This window comes from Butyricimonas sp. DFI.6.44 (assembly GCF_022132345.1).
Lineage (GTDB): Bacteria > Bacteroidota > Bacteroidia > Bacteroidales > Marinifilaceae > Butyricimonas > Butyricimonas muris.
The window spans coordinates 20,139-39,734 of record NZ_JAKNJD010000022.1; the positions used below are offsets into that span (position 1 = coordinate 20,139).

19 protein-coding genes are annotated in these 19,596 nt (G+C 43.8%); 18 read left to right on the forward strand and 1 reads right to left on the reverse strand.

Annotation, left to right across the window (positions count from 1 at the left end; translation table 11 throughout):
* The first annotated feature begins 28 nt into the window (after nt 1-28).
* The 12 genes from L0M98_RS21760 to L0M98_RS21815 all read left to right on the forward strand — a co-directional run bounded on the left by L0M98_RS21760 (nt 29) and on the right by L0M98_RS21815 (nt 12,063).
* Nucleotides 29-655, forward strand: a complete 627-nt coding sequence (locus tag L0M98_RS21760) for a DUF6266 family protein (protein WP_227217801.1) — start codon at nt 29-31, stop codon at nt 653-655.
* Nucleotides 652-1,350, forward strand: a complete 699-nt coding sequence (locus L0M98_RS21765) for a hypothetical protein (protein WP_227217802.1) — start codon at nt 652-654, stop codon at nt 1,348-1,350. The genes L0M98_RS21760 and L0M98_RS21765 overlap by 4 nt, the downstream gene beginning before the upstream one ends.
* 29 nt (nt 1,351-1,379) lie before the next feature.
* Nucleotides 1,380-1,649, forward strand: coding sequence for a hypothetical protein (locus L0M98_RS21770; protein WP_099293339.1), 270 nt, complete (start codon nt 1,380-1,382; stop codon nt 1,647-1,649).
* On the forward strand, nt 1,646-2,014 hold the full coding sequence (locus L0M98_RS21775) for a 3TM-type holin (protein WP_227217803.1): 369 nt from the start codon (nt 1,646-1,648) through the stop codon (nt 2,012-2,014). Before L0M98_RS21770 ends, L0M98_RS21775 begins: the two co-directional genes overlap by 4 nt.
* A 191-nt stretch (nt 2,015-2,205) precedes the next feature.
* Nucleotides 2,206-2,586 carry a type II toxin-antitoxin system RelE/ParE family toxin gene (locus tag L0M98_RS21780; RefSeq protein WP_227217804.1) on the forward strand — a complete coding sequence of 127 codons (381 nt, stop codon included), beginning with the start codon at nt 2,206-2,208 and terminating at the stop codon, nt 2,584-2,586.
* On the forward strand, nt 2,576-2,884 hold the full coding sequence (locus L0M98_RS21785) for a helix-turn-helix domain-containing protein (RefSeq protein ID WP_227217805.1): 309 nt from the start codon (nt 2,576-2,578) through the stop codon (nt 2,882-2,884). The genes L0M98_RS21780 and L0M98_RS21785 overlap by 11 nt, the downstream gene beginning before the upstream one ends.
* Before the next feature lie 116 nt (nt 2,885-3,000).
* Nucleotides 3,001-3,603, forward strand: a complete 603-nt coding sequence (locus tag L0M98_RS21790; RefSeq protein WP_227217806.1) for an N-acetylmuramoyl-L-alanine amidase — start codon at nt 3,001-3,003, stop codon at nt 3,601-3,603.
* A 124-nt stretch (nt 3,604-3,727) separates the two neighbouring features.
* Nucleotides 3,728-4,354 carry a DUF6266 family protein gene (locus L0M98_RS21795; RefSeq protein ID WP_099293335.1) on the forward strand — a complete coding sequence of 209 codons (627 nt, stop codon included), beginning with the start codon at nt 3,728-3,730 and terminating at the stop codon, nt 4,352-4,354.
* A 91-nt stretch (nt 4,355-4,445) separates the two neighbouring features.
* Nucleotides 4,446-4,619 (forward strand): hypothetical protein, encoded by a 174-nt coding sequence (locus L0M98_RS21800; RefSeq protein WP_176555116.1) that lies wholly within the window; start codon nt 4,446-4,448, stop codon nt 4,617-4,619.
* Nucleotides 4,620-5,126: 507 nt separating this feature from the next.
* Nucleotides 5,127-6,830, forward strand: a complete 1,704-nt coding sequence (locus L0M98_RS21805; RefSeq protein WP_099293327.1) for a TldD/PmbA family protein — start codon at nt 5,127-5,129, stop codon at nt 6,828-6,830.
* 94 nt (nt 6,831-6,924) lie between these two features.
* Nucleotides 6,925-8,574, forward strand: a complete 1,650-nt coding sequence (locus L0M98_RS21810; RefSeq protein WP_227217807.1) for a metallopeptidase TldD-related protein — start codon at nt 6,925-6,927, stop codon at nt 8,572-8,574.
* Nucleotides 8,575-8,766: 192 nt separating this feature from the next.
* A complete protein-coding gene (locus L0M98_RS21815; protein WP_227217808.1) occupies nt 8,767-12,063 on the forward strand; it encodes a golvesin C-terminal-like domain-containing protein in 3,297 nt (1,098 codons plus the stop codon).
* A 2-nt stretch (nt 12,064-12,065) separates the two neighbouring features.
* On the opposite strand, the gene L0M98_RS21820 is transcribed toward L0M98_RS21815, so the two are convergent.
* The gene (locus L0M98_RS21820; RefSeq protein WP_099293323.1) at nt 12,066-12,449 is read right to left on the reverse strand and encodes a response regulator; all 384 of its coding nucleotides are present in this window, start codon (nt 12,447-12,449) and stop codon (nt 12,066-12,068) included.
* A 265-nt stretch (nt 12,450-12,714) separates the two neighbouring features.
* Here L0M98_RS21820 and ybaK point away from each other — a divergent pair, with 265 nt between their 5' ends.
* The 6 genes from ybaK to L0M98_RS21850 all read left to right on the forward strand — a co-directional run bounded on the left by ybaK (nt 12,715) and on the right by L0M98_RS21850 (nt 19,552).
* Entirely contained in the window at nt 12,715-13,197 is a 483-nt protein-coding gene (gene ybaK, locus L0M98_RS21825) for a Cys-tRNA(Pro) deacylase (protein WP_227217809.1), read from the forward strand.
* Nucleotides 13,198-13,490: 293 nt separating this feature from the next.
* Nucleotides 13,491-14,288, forward strand: coding sequence for a metallophosphoesterase family protein (locus L0M98_RS21830; protein WP_099293317.1), 798 nt, complete (start codon nt 13,491-13,493; stop codon nt 14,286-14,288).
* Nucleotides 14,269-14,928: a hypothetical protein gene (locus L0M98_RS21835; RefSeq protein WP_099293315.1), complete on the forward strand. Its 660-nt coding sequence runs from the start codon at nt 14,269-14,271 to the stop codon at nt 14,926-14,928. Before L0M98_RS21830 ends, L0M98_RS21835 begins: the two co-directional genes overlap by 20 nt.
* A 111-nt stretch (nt 14,929-15,039) precedes the next feature.
* Nucleotides 15,040-16,176 (forward strand): PDDEXK nuclease domain-containing protein, encoded by a 1,137-nt coding sequence (locus L0M98_RS21840; RefSeq protein ID WP_370645703.1) that lies wholly within the window; start codon nt 15,040-15,042, stop codon nt 16,174-16,176.
* A 102-nt stretch (nt 16,177-16,278) separates the two neighbouring features.
* Nucleotides 16,279-18,462 (forward strand): patatin-like phospholipase family protein, encoded by a 2,184-nt coding sequence (locus L0M98_RS21845; protein ID WP_227217811.1) that lies wholly within the window; start codon nt 16,279-16,281, stop codon nt 18,460-18,462.
* Nucleotides 18,463-19,030: 568 nt separating this feature from the next.
* Entirely contained in the window at nt 19,031-19,552 is a 522-nt protein-coding gene (locus L0M98_RS21850) for a UpxY family transcription antiterminator (protein ID WP_227217812.1), read from the forward strand.
* Nucleotides 19,553-19,596: the final 44 nt, after the last annotated feature.

The following is a 19,596-nucleotide window of genomic DNA, read 5'->3' on the forward strand; positions in this document are numbered from 1 at the left end:
TGGAGTATAAATTTTTAAATGAAAAATTATGGCAGAAGTAAGTAGTTTATTTAAGATTCGGGGGAAAGTGGGGAACACCGTTTTCTGTACCATGAACGGAAAAACGTTCGCGAGGGCGTTGGCGGTGAATAGAAATGATCCCAATACGCCGAAACAGCAGGCGGTACGTTCGAGGTTCCGGGTGGCAGTGCGTTTTTACCAGAAATTGAAAGAAACTTCGTTGCGGGATGTGCTGGACGTATCGGCAAAAGGGACAAGGATGAATGGTTTTTCCTTGTTTATGAAGATGAATCTGGAAGCCTTTAAGGCGAACGGGAAAATCGGGGATTTTTCGTTACTGCAATTCTCGGCAGGGAAACGCCGGGGTGTGTATGAGTTGGAGGCGGAGGTGGACGCTGAAGACCGGGTGACATTGCGATGGGAGGCTGACACGTGGGACGGATTCGGGGATGCCGACGACGGGTTGACAGTCGTGTTGTTGTACGGGAATCGTTCTTTTTCCCCGGTAGTCGTGGAGGGAATCGGGGCCAAGCGTTTGGATGAAAAGGTGACATTCCCGTTGACGAGGAGAAAGGGAACCCGGGTGCATATTTATTGTTTTTTCGGGACTCCCGACAGGAAAGCGTTTTCTAATACACAATACCTGAAGATATGAGCAAGAAAAATGATTTATTGAAGTACTTGAATCTATTGTTTGAGGCAAAGGCGGAATTGACGGGAGATCCTGCAGCTCCGATTCGTTATAACGGTTATGAATGGGAAGGGGGGATGCGTTTGGAACTTTTGGATCTGGAATTGGCGGTTTGTCCGATGATGGCGGAGACTGCAGTCCGGGGACAGCGGAGTTTTATGATCTGGAAGATGTTGAGCGAACGGGTGTTGGAATTGGAAGAGGTGTTCTCACCCCGGAAAGACGGGACATTGCATCGCTACTTGAGGATTACGCGGGGAGATGAGTTGGTGCAGTTCAAACAGCTGGATGCCGATACACGGGAAATGATCAATCGTTTCGTGCTGGTGCAGAGAGAGTCGTACCTGCGTTATGCCCGATGTTTTTGTTCGGAACCTGCGGTGTTGCCTTCCGTGTTTACCTTGTCGTTAGACGATATGGAACTGGGGGAGTTGTTGGCTTGTTTCTATCGTTCGGGTATCGTTCGGTGTCTGACGGGGGATATGACGGAAAAGGAGTTTATTCGTTTTTTCTGCCGGGTATGGAATCTGCCTTTGAACCCGGATTATTACTCGTTGATCAGCAAGTCGCTGGCAAGACCCCACCCGACGGCGTTGATCGAGCGATTGAGGACGTCGCTGGAAGATCATATTGAAAAATTGGATGCGAGGAGATGGTGATAATATTAATCCTATATTTATAATGAACGATGGAAAAGAATGAAAAATTACTGGTGACAGTAGTCGAGTTGCAAGAAGGTATTTCTCTGCGTTTGTGCATGATCGAGTCGAGGTTGCGGGAATTGAAACAATCTCCTTTCGAGCAGATGATGAGTGAGGAGGCTTTATGCAAAAAATTGGAGATTCACCGCCGCACTTTGGATCGGTACGCGGAGAAAGATAAGGTGCGGAAATGTCAGATTTGTGGGAGGAGGTATTATTACCCGTCGGATTTTATTAAAATTCAAGGCTGGAAATGAAGCCTGTAACCGGAATTGTCAGTGCGGTTGGCGAGTTGGTCGATCGCCTGACGCTCCCGGCGAGGGAGAAAAAGCAACTGGAAACGGATCTGTTGCGGGTGTTCATGGAGTGGGAACAACGGGTGATGGAAGCTCGGGCTGCCGTGTTGGTGGAAGAAGCTCGCGGCAATTGGTTACAACGCTCGTGGCGACCGTTGGTAATGTTGATATTTGCCTTGATCGTTCTTGTCGGTACTTTCACGAGTCTGCCGATTCTCTCCGATACTTCCCGCTTCTGGGATTTACTGGAAATCGGAATAGGCGGATACGTGGTGGGAAGGAGCGGGGAGAAAATCATGCAGGCTTTCACGCGCAAGCGGCGCTAATTCAGTGATTTAATGATTGCCGATTAGGTAATTCCGTGATTGGGGGGCTTTGATTGATTCGTGAGCGTGAAATTGTTGGGGTGAAAAAAATGTTCTTTGATATATTGGTTTGCACGTATAATGAAATAAAGTAGTAAAATAATTGTTCTTTGTTCACTAATTAGTTATCTTTGTGCGTAGAATATTTATCTATGACAGAAAAGAGAAAATATGTCCGCCAAGTAGTGGTTTATGCTGACTACTTCAAAGAGTTCAAGAAGGACTTGTCTAGGGATGCATTGCGCAAAGTTTATCAGGTTTTTATTTATATAATGACTTTAGAGCAGATACCTGAGAAATTTTTTAAAGCTATTACCGGAGTAAAGGGACTTTATGAAATTCGAGTAGAAGAAGGTGGAAATATTTATCGTATTTTCTGTTGTATGGATGAAGGAAATCTAGTGATATTGTTTAACGGGTTTCAGAAGAAAACACAAAAGACTCCCTTGGGGGAGATCGAACGAGCTAAACGGCTTATGCATGAATATTTTGCTAATAAAGAAATGAAAGGAGGAGGAAGAGATGAACAATGAAGAATTGAAAACAATGGGATGTACCTCGATAGAGGATTTGATTACTGAAGATTTCGGTGTACCGGGGACAGCGGAGCGTGATAACTTTGAAAATAGTTGTGAGGCTTTTATCATCGGAGAACAATTGAAAGCCGAACGTTTGAAAGCAGGGATGACGCAAGAACAACTTGCGGCTAAAATCGGAACAAAAAAAAGTTATATCTCCCGTATAGAAAACGGTCATACAGATATTCAGCTTTCTACGTTGTTTAAAATATTTCAAGGATTGGGGCGGAAAATCAGCTTCACTATCATGTAGAAATTAAATCTTTTATTATAAAAGGCGTGTAAACCAATTATCAAGGTTTACACGCCTTTTTTTGCATTTGTATGAGTAAATAACTTTTTATTGTTTTAAACTTTAAATTATTTAGTATGGCATTTTCAATTTTTAATTCTCCATTTTCAATTGTCAACCATCGTTTGATGGGTGACGGGGATGGGGTGGTGCATTTGGTGTGTTCGAAGAATACACGCCCGTTAAAGGAGCCGGATATGATCGTGTTGCATTATACCGCGGGTGTGAGTGGTGAATCTTCCGCGATTTATCTTACCCGGCCGGATGTGGCGGCTTCGGCACATCTGGTAATCGGGCGGGACGGGAAAGTTTTTCAACTTGTGCCGTTCAATATCGAGGCATGGCATGCCGGAAGAAGCTGGTACGCGGGATGTGCCGAATTGAATCATTATTCTATCGGGATCGAGTTGGATAATCTCGGGAAACTCCGGCAGAAAGGGAAAAAGTTTTTTGCCGAATGTGGTCGGGAGGTCCCGGTAGAAGAGGTGTACACGGATGACAAGGGGGACGTGCCGACTTTTTGGCATCGCTACACGCGGGTACAGGTTCAGGTATTGGCACAAGTTTGCCGATTGCTTCAAAAACATTACCCGATCAAGAACGTGGTAGGCCACTCGGATATAACAACAAGAAAACAGGATCCGGGACCGGCGTTGGAAGAGGCGTTTAAAAATTTATGATTTATGACTTCCGATTTTGATTGAGTGATTTCCGATTTATGATTATGTAATTACGGAATCGTTTAATCGGCAATCACAGAATAAGTAAATTTTCAATTTTCAACTTTTAATTTTCAATTGTTTTATGGCAGAATTTAATTCTTATTTGTTAGGTAAAGCGAGAAAATCAGTAGGTAACATCACGTTGTGTTACACGAGAAGGAAAAATATCGCGAAAGCGAAAGTTTTTTCAAGGAAAGACAACCCGACACCGGAGATACTGGTACAGCGGGCGAAAATGAAAGCTGTGGTACAGTTATCCCGAAGTCTTCTGCCGATCATTCGGAAAGGCTTCGCGGGTGTGGGGAACGGGACCACGTCGAATGCTTTCGTGGCACGGAATATGAAAGCGGTAACCGTGGATGAGAAAAACGTGGGAACAATAGATTTCGATCTTTTGCAGGTTGCCGCGGGGATGCTTAATCCGCCAAAGGTGACCGTGAATTATGATGAGGAAAGTAAGAAGTTCCAGTTTGTGCAAGAGATGCAAGAGGAAGAGGACGGGTACGCGTTTGCCGGAGATCAAGTGTATGGCGTGTTGTACGAGACGGTACGAGAGCGGGCGAGATTAATAACGTTGAGAGTCCGCGGTGAAGGTGGTAGCACGAGTTATGCGCTACCGGATGAGTGGGACAACACCAAGGTTAAAGCGTATTGCTTCGCCACGCTGGATAATGGGAAGATGGCATCAGACAGCTTATTGATTTCTTGATTTGCCATTTTTGATTTTAGATTTCAGTCGCACGGGGCTTTGCGTCGGGGCGGCTGGCTTCTATTATTTTCAATTTTCAACTTTCAATCGTATGAATTATTTTATAATAGGAATGTTCTCGACATTGAGTTTTAATTCGGTGTTGTCGCAGATGGCAGATCATTTGTTTGCCGGAGTGATCAGTATTATCGGGGGAATCGTGAGTTCCGTGGTTGTGGCTTGGTTGAAACGACGATGGGGAAAGAGAATAGGAAGATTTGATTAACCTATTTACACATAGTGTAATAGGTGTGTGATATTGACGAAGAATATAGTAGGGAGGTAACAGGTGGAATATTGAAGGTCGGAATTAAAGTATAAATTATTTTATTTTTATGTGGTTTTTAATAAAGAAATCTATACCTTTGCTTTGTCAATTCGAGAAATAATAAAGAAGTGTATAGCACAAATGAAGGAATAAGCCTCCGGAAGTGTGCATACACTTTTTTTGTTAAATCCGAGTTGACGTTCTATTTAATAACCGGAGGCTTTTTTGAAAACGTTTTTTTTACAAGATAGTTACATGTAAATGTAATGTTTTTTGAATTCTAATTTGTCTAGGAGGGTGAAAGTACCGTGATGGGAAATCCCCTTTTTTTATTTTTTCTCGGGTTTAACTAAAATTTAAATCGATTGCATTTTGTAACCATACAGAATCGTTTTATATTTGTTAGCGAAAATAGTGCGTGTTTTCAGACTATTTATTATTTACAAGATTAAAACTATTACACACATGAGAAAAACAGTATGGATTATTTTGAGTTGCTTTCTCACCTTGTTGTTTGTACCGAAAACTTACGGGCAGGCACAGGATAAGTTGTTGAGTTTACTCAAGGAAGAGTTGGCACAACAGATGAAGGAACTGAAAGGCGAAGAGTTTCCCCCGTATCACATGAATTACAGGGTTATTGATGTGACCACGTCCGTGGTATCCACTTCTTTCGGGGCGTTGATGAACAGTCAGCAATATCGTTCCCGGACTTTAGTACCGCAAATTCGTTTGGGAGATGCAACATTAGATAATTTCAAGTTCGCCCAGATGGGGGCGCAACAGCCTTCGTCAGCCAGATTGCCTTTGGACGAGGATAATAATGAAGATGCCATTCGTCAAGCTATCTGGAACGAGACAAACAACCGTTACAAGTTTGCCGTGGATATGTACCAAAGAACCAAAGCGCAGACGACGGTGAACGTGGAGGAAGAGGATAAGGCTCCTTATTTCTCGGAAGTTCCGGTAGAAAAGTATTACGAGGCTCCGCTTCCGGTAGAAAAAACTAAAATTGATCTGGACGAGTGGGCGAAACGGTTGAAGGAAATTTCCGCCGTGTTCAAAAATCAACCCGGAATCATGCAAGGTGACGCTATGATGATTTATACCGTGGAAAGACGTTATTTCGTGAATAGCGAAGGTACGGAGGTTGTTCAGAATCTGCCGTATGCCCGGATTATGGTATTCGGGGAGACGAAGGCTGACGACGGAATGGAATTGCCGTTGAATCTTTCTTATTTTGCTTATGATCCGAAAGATCTGCCGTCAAACGACAAGATCATCGCCGACGCGAAAGAAATGGTAAAAACTCTTGAAGCATTGCGTGTCGCTCCGATGGTAGATCCCTACACCGGTCCGGCTTTGTTGTCCGGTCCTGCCAGCGGGGTATTCTTCCACGAGATATTCGGTCACCGTGTTGAAGGACAACGCATGAAGAGCGAGAGTGACGGACAGACGTTCAAAAAAATGGTTGGTGAGTACGTGTTGCCTGCTGATATGCACGTGTATGATGACCCGACAATCCGGGAATATGCCGGGGAGGATTTGAACGGTTTCTATAAATATGACGACCAAGGTGTGAAGGCTGAACGGGTAGACGTGGTTGTGAACGGCAAGTTGAACGAGTTCCTGATGACTCGCACCCCGATTGACGGGCATCCTCGCTCGAACGGGCACGCGCGGGCTATGGGGGGATTTGATCCGGTATCTCGCCAGTCTAATTTGGTGATTGAGACTTCTAACCCGAAAACTCCGGAAGAGTTGCGCCAATTGTTGATCGAGGAAGTGAAAAAACAAGGTAAAGAATACGGTTATTTCTTTAAAGAGGTAACGAGTGGATTCACGTTCACCGGAAAAGGGGGAACGAACTCCTTTAACGTTACCCCGTTGGAAGTGTACAAAGTGTTCGCGGACGGTCGTCCCGACCAATTGGTACGCGGCGTGGATCTGATCGGAACTCCCCTTTCCATGTTCTCGAATATTATTTACGCGGGAAATGACGCTCGTGTATTCACGGGTATGTGTGGTGCCGAGTCCGGTTCTATCCCTGTTACGGCAATTTCTCCGACTATTTTGGTAAACAAAGTAGAAACGCAACGGAAAGCCAAATCACAGGATATTTTACCGATTTTATCGGCTCCGGGATTGGAGAAAAAAGCTAAAAACTAAAAGAAATTTGACGTTTAGAATTTAGAGTTAAAAGGAGTGTTGGCATGAGCGGGGAAATCTAAAATCTAAAATCATTAAATCTAAAATTAATACGATGAAATATATATTATCACTATTATTGTTTTTCCTGCTGCTCGGTCCGGTTGTCGCACAAAGCGAGCAAGATCAGGTGATTTTTAAAGCCATGCAGGATGAGTTGCAGAGAAATAAGGAAAATTTGGCTTTGCCGGGAATGGATAAGCCGTTTTATTTGTCCTATTCTCTAGGAAGATATCGTCAATTCGAGGTATCGGGAGTGTTGGGGGCTATCACGAGTTCAATGGAATTACCTTGGATGGGTATCGGTTCTTCGCAATTGCTGTTGGGAAATTATGACAACACGAGTGATTCCCGTTACATCGGTCAATTCTTGAAAATAGGTATGCCTGCCGAGGCGGATTATGATATGATTCGTCAGAACTACTGGTTGGTGACGGATGCTGCTTATAAATGGGCATTACAGGAATCAGCCGCTAAAGAGGCTGCCTTGAAAGCTAACCCGCAAACACCGGAAGAGGCAGCATTGCCTGATCTGGTAAAGGCAGAGCCGATCACGAAAATAGTGGAGAGCAAGCCCTATGATATTAACATGAAAGAGTGGGAAAACGCGATTCGCGAACTTTCCGCTATTTTCAAGGGTTACAAGGATATTTACAATTCATCCGTGGGTATCAGCGGGCTGGACATGGAAGTGTACAAGCAAACCAGCGAAGGGGTAACCATGAAGCAACCGGTTTCTTACGTTAATTTCTATGCACAGGGATTCGTGAACACGGCGGACGGCGTGAAAATCGGAGATGTCTATTCCGTGTTGGTGGCTCGTCCGCAGGATATGCCTTCACTGGAAGAGCTGAAGAAAAACGTAAAAGCTTTTGCCGAGAATCTGATTAAATTGAAAGATGCTCCCGAAGTGGAAGAGTTTTATTCCGGTCCGGTGCTTTTCGAGGATGGTGCCAGTTCAGCTATTTTCACGAACAACTTGTTGAATCAAGGCGGATTGTTCGCTTACCGGAAACCTGAAGGCGGTCGTGGAGGTGCAGCCAAGACTTTGGACGGACGTATCGGAAGAAAGATCATGGATAACCGTTTGACGGTAAAGAATTACAGCACGTTGGATAAATATAACGGGGTGCCGTTATTGGGAGCTTACGAGATTGACGCGGAAGGTGTTGTTCCGGCAAAGGAGATGACGCTGGTGGATAAAGGTATTTTACGCCAGATGTTGAACGGGCGAGTACCTTCATTGAAGACTCCTCATTCCACGGGTAGTTCCAGATTCGTGATGACTGGACAGGACATTGTTTACGTGACGGCACCGGGAACAATTCATATCGAGGTGGATAAAGGTACGAAGCAGGATAAGATGAAAAAGGCCTTGATTAAGGCAGCCAAGGACGAGGGATTGGATTATGCCTATATCGTGCGTAGTATGGCAGGAACAGCTTCCCGGATTTACAAGGTAGACGTGAAAGACGGTAGCGAAACGCAGGTTCGTTTCGGTGATGTTTCCGCGATTAATCTGTCGAAAATCAAACGGGTATTGGATATTTCCAGCAAGGAAAATGTGTCCAATTATATTTTGAACCGTCAGGTGTTGTCTTCGTTGATTTACCCGGCTTCTATTTTGATTGAAGACGTGGAGATCAACAAGTCTGAACCGAAGAAAGAGAAAGAACCGGTATTGAAATTCCCGTTGCAGAGATAAATCGCCGGAGGCGAGTTACAGGTTGCAGGTTACATTCGCCTGCGGCGAGTTACAGGTTTATTTTACGAATAAACCGGATTCTGAAAGCTAAAAACTAGAAGTTATAATATACGTAACTTTTAGTTTTTAGCTTTTATCTTTTAGTTTTAAAAACTACCTTTGTGAAGGGATGGGTATGTAATTGGTATTAAAATGAGAAAGACATTTGACAATATTCGCCTGATAGCTCGTTACGAGCGGAGACTGATAGCACGCGGGAAGTTATTCTGGATTTTCATGATTTGTGTGTTAGTCGGTATTACCGGGTTTCAATGGTTATGGCAAGGAGGGGGAAGATGGGGAATTAGTTCTTGGGCGGAGGTCGCTTTGCCTTCCTATATTCCTTATTTGAACGCGTGGTTATATAGTCTGGTGCAGGGAATCATGGTCATCTTTGTCGGGGTGGATTTTGTCAGGAGGGATCGACGTTTGGAAACGAACGTGGTGTTTTTAAGCCGTCCCGTGACGAATACGATATACCAGACCGGAAAGGTGTTGGGGATACTGGAGGTGTGTTTGTTGATGAACGTGTTGACGATGGCGTGTGGGATGGGGGTACATTTGTTGTTTGGGGAGCCGGGGACTTTTCAGCCGGGAATTTATTTGATTTATATGGTCGTGTTGACGATTCCCTCGTTGATTTTCGTGTTGGGCTTGGGATTAATTATTGTCAATCAAATAAAGAATCATGCTTTGGCAATTCTTGTTTTATTTGCTTTGTTGGGGGCGTTTTATTTCGGGACAGGGGAGATTTTATGGGGTGTGTTTGACCCGTGGGGACGGGCTTTGCCGCTTTTGTTCTCGGATGTGACGGGGTTGGCAAAACCGGCATGGACAGTATTGCAGAGAGGGATTTTCATGTTGTCCGGTATCGGGTTCATCCTGTTAGCCGTGGGAATGATGAAGCGATTGTCGGATCGGAGCAGGGTGATTCGAATCATTCGGGGATTCGGGATTGTTTTTATTCTGGCGGGAGTTTTTGACGGATTTTTGTATGTCGGGAAGTTTCAAGGAATAAATGCACGGAGAGAAATGTACCGGGAAGTATTTCAAAAGTATGCGGGAGTGGATAACGTGCACGTGAAAACTCATGATATCCGTTTCCGTCAAGCAGGGGAAAGAATGTACGTGACAAGTGAACTGGTGCTTGAGAATGAGCGCACGAACCGGTTGAAGAATCCGATACTGTACCTGAATCCCGGTTTGCAGGTGACAAGTTTGAGGGATCGGGAGGAAAATACCGTACCTTTCACGCGTGAGGGGCAGGTTGTTATCGTGGATCGGGAATTGGATTCCGGGGAGGAACTGAATCTTCGCATGGAGTACGAAGGATTTATTGATGAAGCGGTCTGTTATCCCGATTTCACGGATAAAGAGTTCCATGATACGCGTTTAGTCCTTTTTTCCCGACGCCCTCATCAATTTTTTCGTCACGGATGGTGTTATGCCCGCGTGGGTGATGATTATACATTTCTTGTTCCCGAGTGTTTATGGTATCCGGTGAGTGTGCCCACGGTAAATATATTATCTCCTTTGACTCGTCGATATGATTTTACCCGTTATACGTTGCATGTCGAGAACGTGGGAGAAAGAACGGCGATTTCTCAGGGAAATATGAACGTGAAAGAGAACGTGGCTAGTTTTGAAAACCGTAACCCTTTGCCCCGTTTAAGTTTGAGCTTGGGGCATTACGAGAAAAAGAGTATTGTTTTGGATTCTTTGGAAATGGAGATTTATCATTTTCCGGGGCATGATTTTTTTGAACGAGATTATACGGTGAGTGCAGATTCCGTGAAAATACTTTTGCAAGAGCCTATAAGTCAGGTTTGGGAATACAAGGGAGGCGATTACCCGTACCGGCGTTTTGCCGTGGTGGAAACACCCGTGAATTTTATTCCCTATCAACGAAAAGGGAGTGTGGGAAGCGAGTTTATTCTGCCGGAGATGATATTTGTTCCGGAAAAAATGTATAGTGCTTATTATTTTCGTGTACAGTATTGGCCATGGGAAAATGATGAACGTACGCGTTTTGAATTGGAAAGTGACGCTTTACGGAATATTTTGGTTTTGAATCTTCAGGATGGGGCGTTCAATTGTGTTGCCATGTTTGAAGATTTCGGGGGAATCGTGGCATCGGACAAATACCCGGGCGTCGGGGGTATCATTAATCATTTGCTGGCGGCAGAGGAGATGTATCGCGGTCCGATGATTTATTTCTCGGAAGATATGGAGTATGAAGAAGTGGTGGATTATTGGGATGGCAAGTCGTTGCGGGAAGCTTTGGAGGATAAAGATATTAAATTGAATAACCTGCGTATATTGTTGGATAGAAAATATGCTCAGATTGAGAGTCATTTACGGGCTCTCGTGGGGAGGTCGGAATTGGTGGATTTTGCGAAAGATTTCAAGAAGCGACATGCTTTTGCCGGGATAGAGCTGGACGTGTTTGTACAGGCGTTCGAGGCTCGTTTCGGGATAGATGTCCGTGATATTCTGGATAAGTATTACGAGGGGAAAATGCTGCCTGTTTTTTATGTAAGGGATATGAAAGTGGAATTGTTCGAGGAAGAGAAATATGCGCAAAAGATAGCAAGTTGTAAAGTGTATAATCCTTCGCCGATGGATGGGACTGTCACTATTCTCGAGAGGGGGACTTCCGGAGAGGGAGGGAGTTCTTCCGGAAAACATAGTTTCCTTGTTCCGGCGCGCGGCTGTAACGAGATACGAATTGTGCTCGGAAGTGACGATTATTTTTTCTTGGATATGAATCTTTGTCAGAATATTCCCGGGAATAAGCTTATGGAGTTTGGTGAAAATCGGTTGGAGAAAACAAAAAACGGGCGTACCGGTATCTGGGACACTGACAGTACCGTGTTTTTAAGGAAAGAACCGGGTTTGGTTGTCGATGATGATAACGTGATTATTCACGAGAAGAAAAAGAGAGAGAAGTTGGCAGCTTATTTCTCTGAAAAAACAGAGCATAAAAAGTATGAATATATCTATGACCACGAACGTTGGACTCACGTGACCAGTTCCGAGTGTTATGGCGATATCGTGAAAAGTGCTTATTATAAAATAGCCGGAACGGGAAAATCGGAAGTGGAATGGAGAGTGAAAATTGATGCTCCCGGGGTGTACGATGTTTTGGTGTATGTGCCGAATATCCAGGTGACACCCGCTCGCGGTACGTTTATAAAGGGTGCCCGGCTTTTTTACCGGATCGGTTCCAACGAGGGAATGACAGACGTGGAAGTTATACTGGATAACGAGGACGCCGGATGGATCTCTTTGGGTAAATTTGATTTTAATGCAGGGGAATACAGTGTTTTGCTAAGTGACCGGGGAGGGGATTCGTTAAGTTGGGAGAAAACGGAAGACTACGGGTGGGAAGGGGATGCCGTGCAGCTTATATTCGCCGATGCAGTGCGATGGGTGCCCGTGAAAAGATGAGGTCAGAAATGAGGATGAGGGGTGAGCAGGAGAAGTAATGTCTCTTTTAATTCTCTGAAATTAATCGGTTTCATGATGTACGCGTTGCAACCGCATTGATAAGCGGCTTGTTTGTCGTCTTCGTATGCATCGGCACTGACGGCTATAATAGGAATATCCTGATCCGATTCGCGTATGGCGCGAGTTGCTTCCAGACCGTCCATTTCAGGCATTCGGATGTCCATGAGTATGGCATCGGGGTGTTCGTTTCGATACATTTGAACCACCTCTACACCATTTTTCGCGTGAATGATCCGGTACTGCTTTTTTAGTATCTCCTGCAAGAGAAAAAAGTTACTTTCATTATCTTCCGCGATAAGAATGACGGGGTGTTTCTCGATGTTCATAGGCAAATTTTTAAATGAACGTTTAATCATCTTAAAATTTTGCGTATCAAGGAAAAGACTGTTTTCGTACCTTGATGGTTGAGTATGAAAGAATTAAAAATACAACTATCCGGCCGAATTTTGGTGAAAAAAGAGTATATTTGCGCAATCAAAAAACGTTGGTTTATTGCGAGTGTCAACATGGTCGTTCTTCTTCCTTTTTGCTTTGCTTTCAAGTATGTTTCGATGAAATTTGTGTATTTTTGTTCCCGCAAAATAAGGGATTATGAAAGAGAAGGTAAACAAGACTAACGCGGCAAGGTTGTTGGATAAGGCAAAAATCGCCTACGAGTTGATTCCCTATGAGGTAGACGAGCATGATTTGGCCGCGACACACGTGGCGGCGCAATTGGAAGAGAATATCGCACAAGTGTTCAAAACCCTCGTGCTGCATGGTGATCGGAACGGTCACTTCGTTTGCGTGATTCCCGGAGATCATGAGGTCGATTTGAAGTTGGCGGCGAAAGCATCCGGGAATAAGAAGGCCGATTTGATCCCTATGAAAGAATTACTTCCCGTGACCGGATATATCCGGGGCGGTTGTTCTCCTATCGGGATGAAGAAGGCTTTTCCCACGTTTATTCACGATTCATGTCTGCAATTTGAATATATTTTCATCAGCGCCGGAGTGCGGGGGTTGCAAATTCGTTTAAAACCAGAAGATTTGATCGGGTATGTCAGGGCTACGGTTTGTCCGTTAATAGGATAAGATATGTAAATTTCACGAATAACGGGGACTGTGCCAACAGCCCCCGTCTGACTCGCGTATAGCGTTCTTTTGTTCAGCGGACGATTATCGTGCGCTATCTTTTTATTTGAATTTTATTCATCTTAGTTATGAAAAAGCAATACACATCACATGGAAAAGAACTACCTGCACGAGTTTCTAAACAAAGATAAAATAATTTTTGATATCTGTGTCTGTTTAGGGCATATTTTTTTATTTCAACGTTTATACTGTTTGGTCTGCTTTTTGCATTATTTGGGAAAAAAGTGTTGGATATGAGAAAATGGATTTTTTTATTTTGGATGGCTATGTTTATAGCCGGTTGTGATTTGATAGAGTATCATCCTTATGATGTCCGTTTATCGGGGAAATTGGATATTAACAAGAAGAATATCCCGTTGATCGAGGAAGCGTGTCGCGATAAGGATACGGTACGGTTTGTGCTCATGGGAGATACTCAACGCTGGTATGACGAGACGGAGGCTTTCGTGAAACACATGAACAAAAGAGATGACGTGGATTTCGTGATTCACGGCGGGGATATCTCGGACTTCGGGTTGACAAAAGAATTCCTGTGGATACGGGATATCATGGGTAAGTTACGTGTACCTTACGTGGCTTTGCTCGGTAATCACGATATACTGGGGAACGGGATGGATGTGTTTGTTGACGTGTTCGGGGAAGAGAACTTTTCTTTTCGTGCGGGCGAAAATCTTTTTCTTTGCGTGAACACGAACGCGCTGGAGTTCGATTATTCTCATCCGGTGCCCGATTTTTCGTTTATCTATTCGGAATTGCAGGATACCGTCGGTATTTCCCGGACAATTCCGGTTATGCACGTGCCACCCGGGGATATCGAGTTTAATAATAACGTAGGGTTTGTATTTCACACGATGTTGAAAACATTTCCCGGTATGGAGTTTTGTATGCATGCCCATAGTCATCGTTTGCGTCACGAGGAGCATTTTGACGACGGGATTCCTTATATAGGTTGTAGTTGTATGAAAGATAAAAATTATCTGTTATTTACTTTAACACCGGAGGGGTACGAGTATGAAGTGGTCTATTATTAAAGCGGGAATTATGGCCGTGTTGCTTTCGTTTACCACGTGGGCGATGGGGGACGAGAAGGATGATCGGGAGGAAAGACGTGCAGAACGGCATAAAAGAAAACTGGAACGTTACCAAAATCAATGGAATAGTTTGATCCCGAAGTATCAAAACTTGCAATTTGCCGGCTCGATCGGGTTACTCTCGGCAGGTATGGGGTGGGACTACGGTCGGCAACGGCAATGGGAAACCGAGTTTATGTTTGGTTTTGTACCGGGGTTTTCATCTAATAAAACCAAGGTAACGCTCACGTTGAAACAAAATTATGTGCCTTGGGAAGTTTCTTTGGGGAAAAATTGGGTGCTGGAGCCGCTTGAAACGGGATTGTTTGTGAATACCGTGCTGGCAAGTGATTTCTGGGTGAAAGAACCGGAGAAGTACCCGAATAACTATTACAAATTTTCGACTCGTGTTCGTTTCCACGCTTTTCTGGGACAACGTATTGCGCTGAACATGAAAGAGAATTTCCCTTTCCGTCGAATCACGGTATATTACGAGTTGAGTACTTGTGACCTGTACTTGATCTCGAAGTTCACGAATCAATACGTGAAGATGGTCGATATTCTGAGCCTCTCGTTCGGGTTGAAGTTCCATATTTTGTAAACGAGTAATAAACAGACATCCTGCTGGGGCTGACATTTAATTTACTATATTTGTACAACAAAATCAAGTTAAAACGGTTTTAGAAGATAAAGGTATATAATGAAAGAAAGTATATCATTGACGAATCAATATAATCGAGCGGCAGAAGTTATTAAAACGGCAATACTGCAAAGTCAATATCAGGCTGTACAAAAAGTGAATAGCGAGCAATTGGCTCTATACTTTGGAATTGGGCGTTATATCTCGACACATTCACGCGATAATTATTGGGGTACAAGTGCATTGACTTATATTAGCGAAAAACTTCGTCGTGATATGCCCGGATTGCGAGGATTCTCTGAAGCACACATGAAGAAGATGCGCATATTTTATGAAGAGTGGAATATGCTTGAAGATAAATCGTTCATTGCAATGAACGATTTACAACTGGTTAATGAAAGTCTTTCAACTGATGAAACGGATTCTATAGCAATTCGTTCCTTGCGAGGAACGAATTGTGAAGACTTTCCGTTAGAAGACTTTCTCCGAGTACCATTTACTCATCATTATACAATATTGTCAAAGGTCAAAGAACTCAAAGAACGATATTTCTATATTCATGAGTGTGCGATTTATCATTTATCTGTAGATGGTCTGAAAAAGGCTATTGGCAATGATGATTATCACCATCAATCGCAAATGCCGAATAATTTTTTGCAAAAGTTGACATCATCGGAGTTGGCATTTCGAGCCATCAATGCTTTTAAGGATGAGTATATGCTTGATTTTATTAACGTGGAGGAATTGGGGATACGGGACATTGCAGATATTGATGAACGGGTGGTAGAGCAAAAGATTATCCATGATATTAAGAAATTCATCATGACTTTTGGACAAGATTTTGCTTTTGTCGGTAATCAGTATCATCTTGAGGTCTATGGTGAAGAATTTTTTCCGGATCTTATATTTTTCAATCGTGAACTAAATGCACTTGTTGTTGTCGAATTGAAAACAGGTAAATTCAAACCGACCTATTTGGGACAATTAAGTACATATCTCCGTATATTAGATGATAAAGTGCGAAAGCCACACGAAAATCCTTCTATTGGTATTGTTCTTTGTAAACATGCCAATAAAGAGTTTGTGGAATATGTTATTCAAGATTACGATAAACCCATGGGTGTAGCCACGTATAATACTTCTGCTGATATGCCTGAAAAATTGCGTAAGGCTTTGCCTGATATAGATGAGTTGAAGAAATTGCTTTGATGTTTTGTTTAATATTGATAATAGAGAAAACTGCTCTCAAACTTTTTCACCCGTGGCGTTGAAAGAGATTGGTGATTGGATTGAGAATTTAAAAATAAAGAAATGAAAAGATTACGCTATTCAATCATCTTCGTCCTTTTTCTCGGTTTGGCGGTCAACGTGTCTGCCCAGCGGAAGAAAGTGGGATTGGTGTTGAGTGGCGGGGGTGCGAAGGGTGTTGCACATATTGGGGTATTGCAAGTGTTGGAAAAGGCGGGCATACCCGTGGATGTGATAGTGGGAACGAGTATGGGGTCTATCGTGGGAGGGTTGTATGCCATCGGATACACGGCCGATCAATTGGATAGCCTCGTGCGGGCGCAGGATTGGATGTTCCTTTTAAGCGATAAGGTGAATCGTTACGATTTGTCGTTCAGCGAGAAAGAGTACGATGCGAAATACGTGTTGTCCTTCCTATTCGAACGGGGAAGACGTCGTCCGGTAGGGTTTATCAGGGGACAAAACGTGTATAATCTTTTTACAGACCTGACTATCGGGCATCATGATTCGTTGGATTTTTTGAAATTGCCCATTCCCTTCGCTTGCGTGGCTGCTGACGTGCTGAATCGGCAGGAGGTCGTGATGACCGATGGAAATCTGGTGCGGGCGATGCGGGCAAGTATGGCTATCCCGGGAGCGTTTACGCCGGTAATGGCGGGTGATCGGGTACTGGTAGACGGGGGCGTGTTGAATAATTTCCCGACAGACGTGGCACGGGCCCTTGGGGCGGAAATCGTGATCGGCGTGGATGTACAAGCGGATTTGATGGCGGAGGATAAGCTGGAATCGGTTTCCGGTGTGATACCGCAGATTGTCAATTTGCTTTGTATGAATAAACACGAGGAAAACGTGAAACTTGCCGACTTGGTTATCCGTCCGAACGTGAAAGGATATTCTGCCGCGAGTTTTAGTGCCCGCGCGATCGACTCTTTGTTGACAAGGGGTAAGGTGGCGGCATTGCAGGATTGGGGTGAAATCATGCGAGTGAAAGAATTGATAGGAGGGCGGAATGAAAAAGTAGCCGAGCAACCAGCCGTGTACCTGCCGGAAGAGTTTGATATCCGGGATATACGCGTCGAGGGACTCACGACCAAGCAGGAAGGATGGGTACGCCGGAAAATGCGGTTGCGGGAGAATAGTGCGGTGACGCTTGCCGATATACACCGGGAGGTGGCGATGTTGTACGGGACAAAGGCTTTTTCTGCCGTGAGTTACCGTTTATTAGGGAAACCACCTTACGATCTGGTGCTGGAATTACAGGCTCAACCCATGAGTGCCGTGAATGTCGGTTTCCGTTTCGACACGGAGGAGATGGCGGCAATTCTTTTGAACACGACCTTGAATTATAAGGCTTTGAGAGGTTCACAGGTAGCCTTGACGGGGCGATTGAGCCAGAATCCTTACGTGAAAATAGAATACTCGTTGGAAAATACTTTCCTGCGTCGGTTTAATCTGGCTTATATGTTCCGTTATAATGACGTGAATTATTATCACAAGGGGGAAAAGATGAATAATGTAACTTACCGTTATCATTTCGGGGAATTGGGGTTGTCCAGTCTTTATTTTCGCAATTTTAAGTTTCAGGTGGGCTTGCGTTACGAGTATTTCGATTATAATTCATTGCTTTTTGCCAACGAGGAAGAGATTATAGACGTTCGTCCGGAAGGTTTTTTCAGTTATTACGGGTTGGCTCAGTTAGATACTTACGACCGCCGTTTCTATCCGAATCGGGGGATCTCTTTTTTAGCTTCTTACTCGATTTATACCGATAATATGGGAACGTATGACGGGGGAGCTCCTTTTTCCGCACTATCCTTGAATTTTACCCCGGTGATTGCGGTTTCCGATCGTTTGAAAATGCTGCCCGCCGTCTATGGGCGTGTGTTGATCGGGAACAATCCGGCGTATTCATACTTGAATTGTATGGGGGGAACGGTTTTCGGGCGTTATGCCGCACAACAAATTCCTTTTCTCGGGATCAATCACGTGGGAGTTTTTGAAAATTCTTTACTTGTCGGGCGGTTGGAGTTGCGACAACGCGCGGGAAGAAAACACTATTTTTCTTTAGTCGGGAATTATGCCATGCAAGATGATAGTTTTTTTGATATCTTCGGGCGTAAAGGTATCTGGGGTGGAGGTGTCGGTTATTCCCGTGACTCTTACTTGGGGCCTATTGATTTGATGTTTAGTCTTTCGGATTGGAACAAGAAACTCGAATTTTATTTTAATCTGGGGTTCTATTTCTAAGTTTATCCGTCCGGTTTAGTTCTACCCGGAATCCACGGTAATCCTAGGGTTATACTACCTCTCCTCTGTTACAAATTCCTTTTACACTTCTTACACCGTCATTAGGCAGGGGTGAAATAAGTGTGATACAAGTGACTTGTAAGCAAGTTAAGGTAGTATAGCCCTAGGATTACCGTGGGTTTTCGGTAAATTGATATTGAACCGAAAGAGAGAAAAAAGATGTTATACGTTGATTAGTAATTTGTTATTGTGTGTCAATAAACCATCGTTTAATGCGCTGCAAATATACACCATTTTTATTTTCCGCAAATATATCCAATGACATTTTTTTATTTCTCGTAATTAAGTGATTATGTTTTTGTGAATTTTGTTAGTGAGCAAATATTGTTAATGTCATTAAACGATGGTTTATTGATATGAATTATCGTTTATCGAAACAGCTTTCGTGCATCCATAATACATAGCACTGTTTAAGTGGGGCGCATGAAACACATGGCAATAAATCAGGACCGGTAATAGGGTTAGTGCGCGAAGCGCATCCAGTCGGCTGATAGAATAAAACAAGTACATGGCTGAGGAGAAGAAAATGCATTGGTATGTCGCTTACACGCGAGTGAACCAAGAATTCTTAATCAAGAAAAAGTTGGACGAATTGGGAATCGAGAATTTTCTCCCGCGCGAGGAGCAAGTTCGTGATACCCCGTTGGGTCGAAAAACGATTCAGGTACTTTTGATTCACGGTATGATTTTTATTCACGCGGATAAGACGACGAGTTTTTCTTTGATTAACGAGTATTCCCTGAATATCGTTTACTTGAAAGACGTGGAAGGTCGCCATTCCTTGATCGTTCCCGATAAGCAGATGGAAGATTTCATGTTCCTGCTAGATTTCTCGCCTGATGGTATCGAGGTGTTGAATAAAGATCTCAAGCGAGGTGATCAGGTTCGGGTTATCAAGGGGCCCTTGCAGGGACTGACGGGAGAACTGGTGCGTTTGCGGGGCCACAAGCGGGTAGTCATCCGCTTGGATGGTGTTGCATCGATCGCCACGTCTTATATCCCGGGCTCTTTCCTTGAAAAGATAGAGTGAATTAATTTATGAATTACGATTTGCGATTTATGATTGAAAGAGAG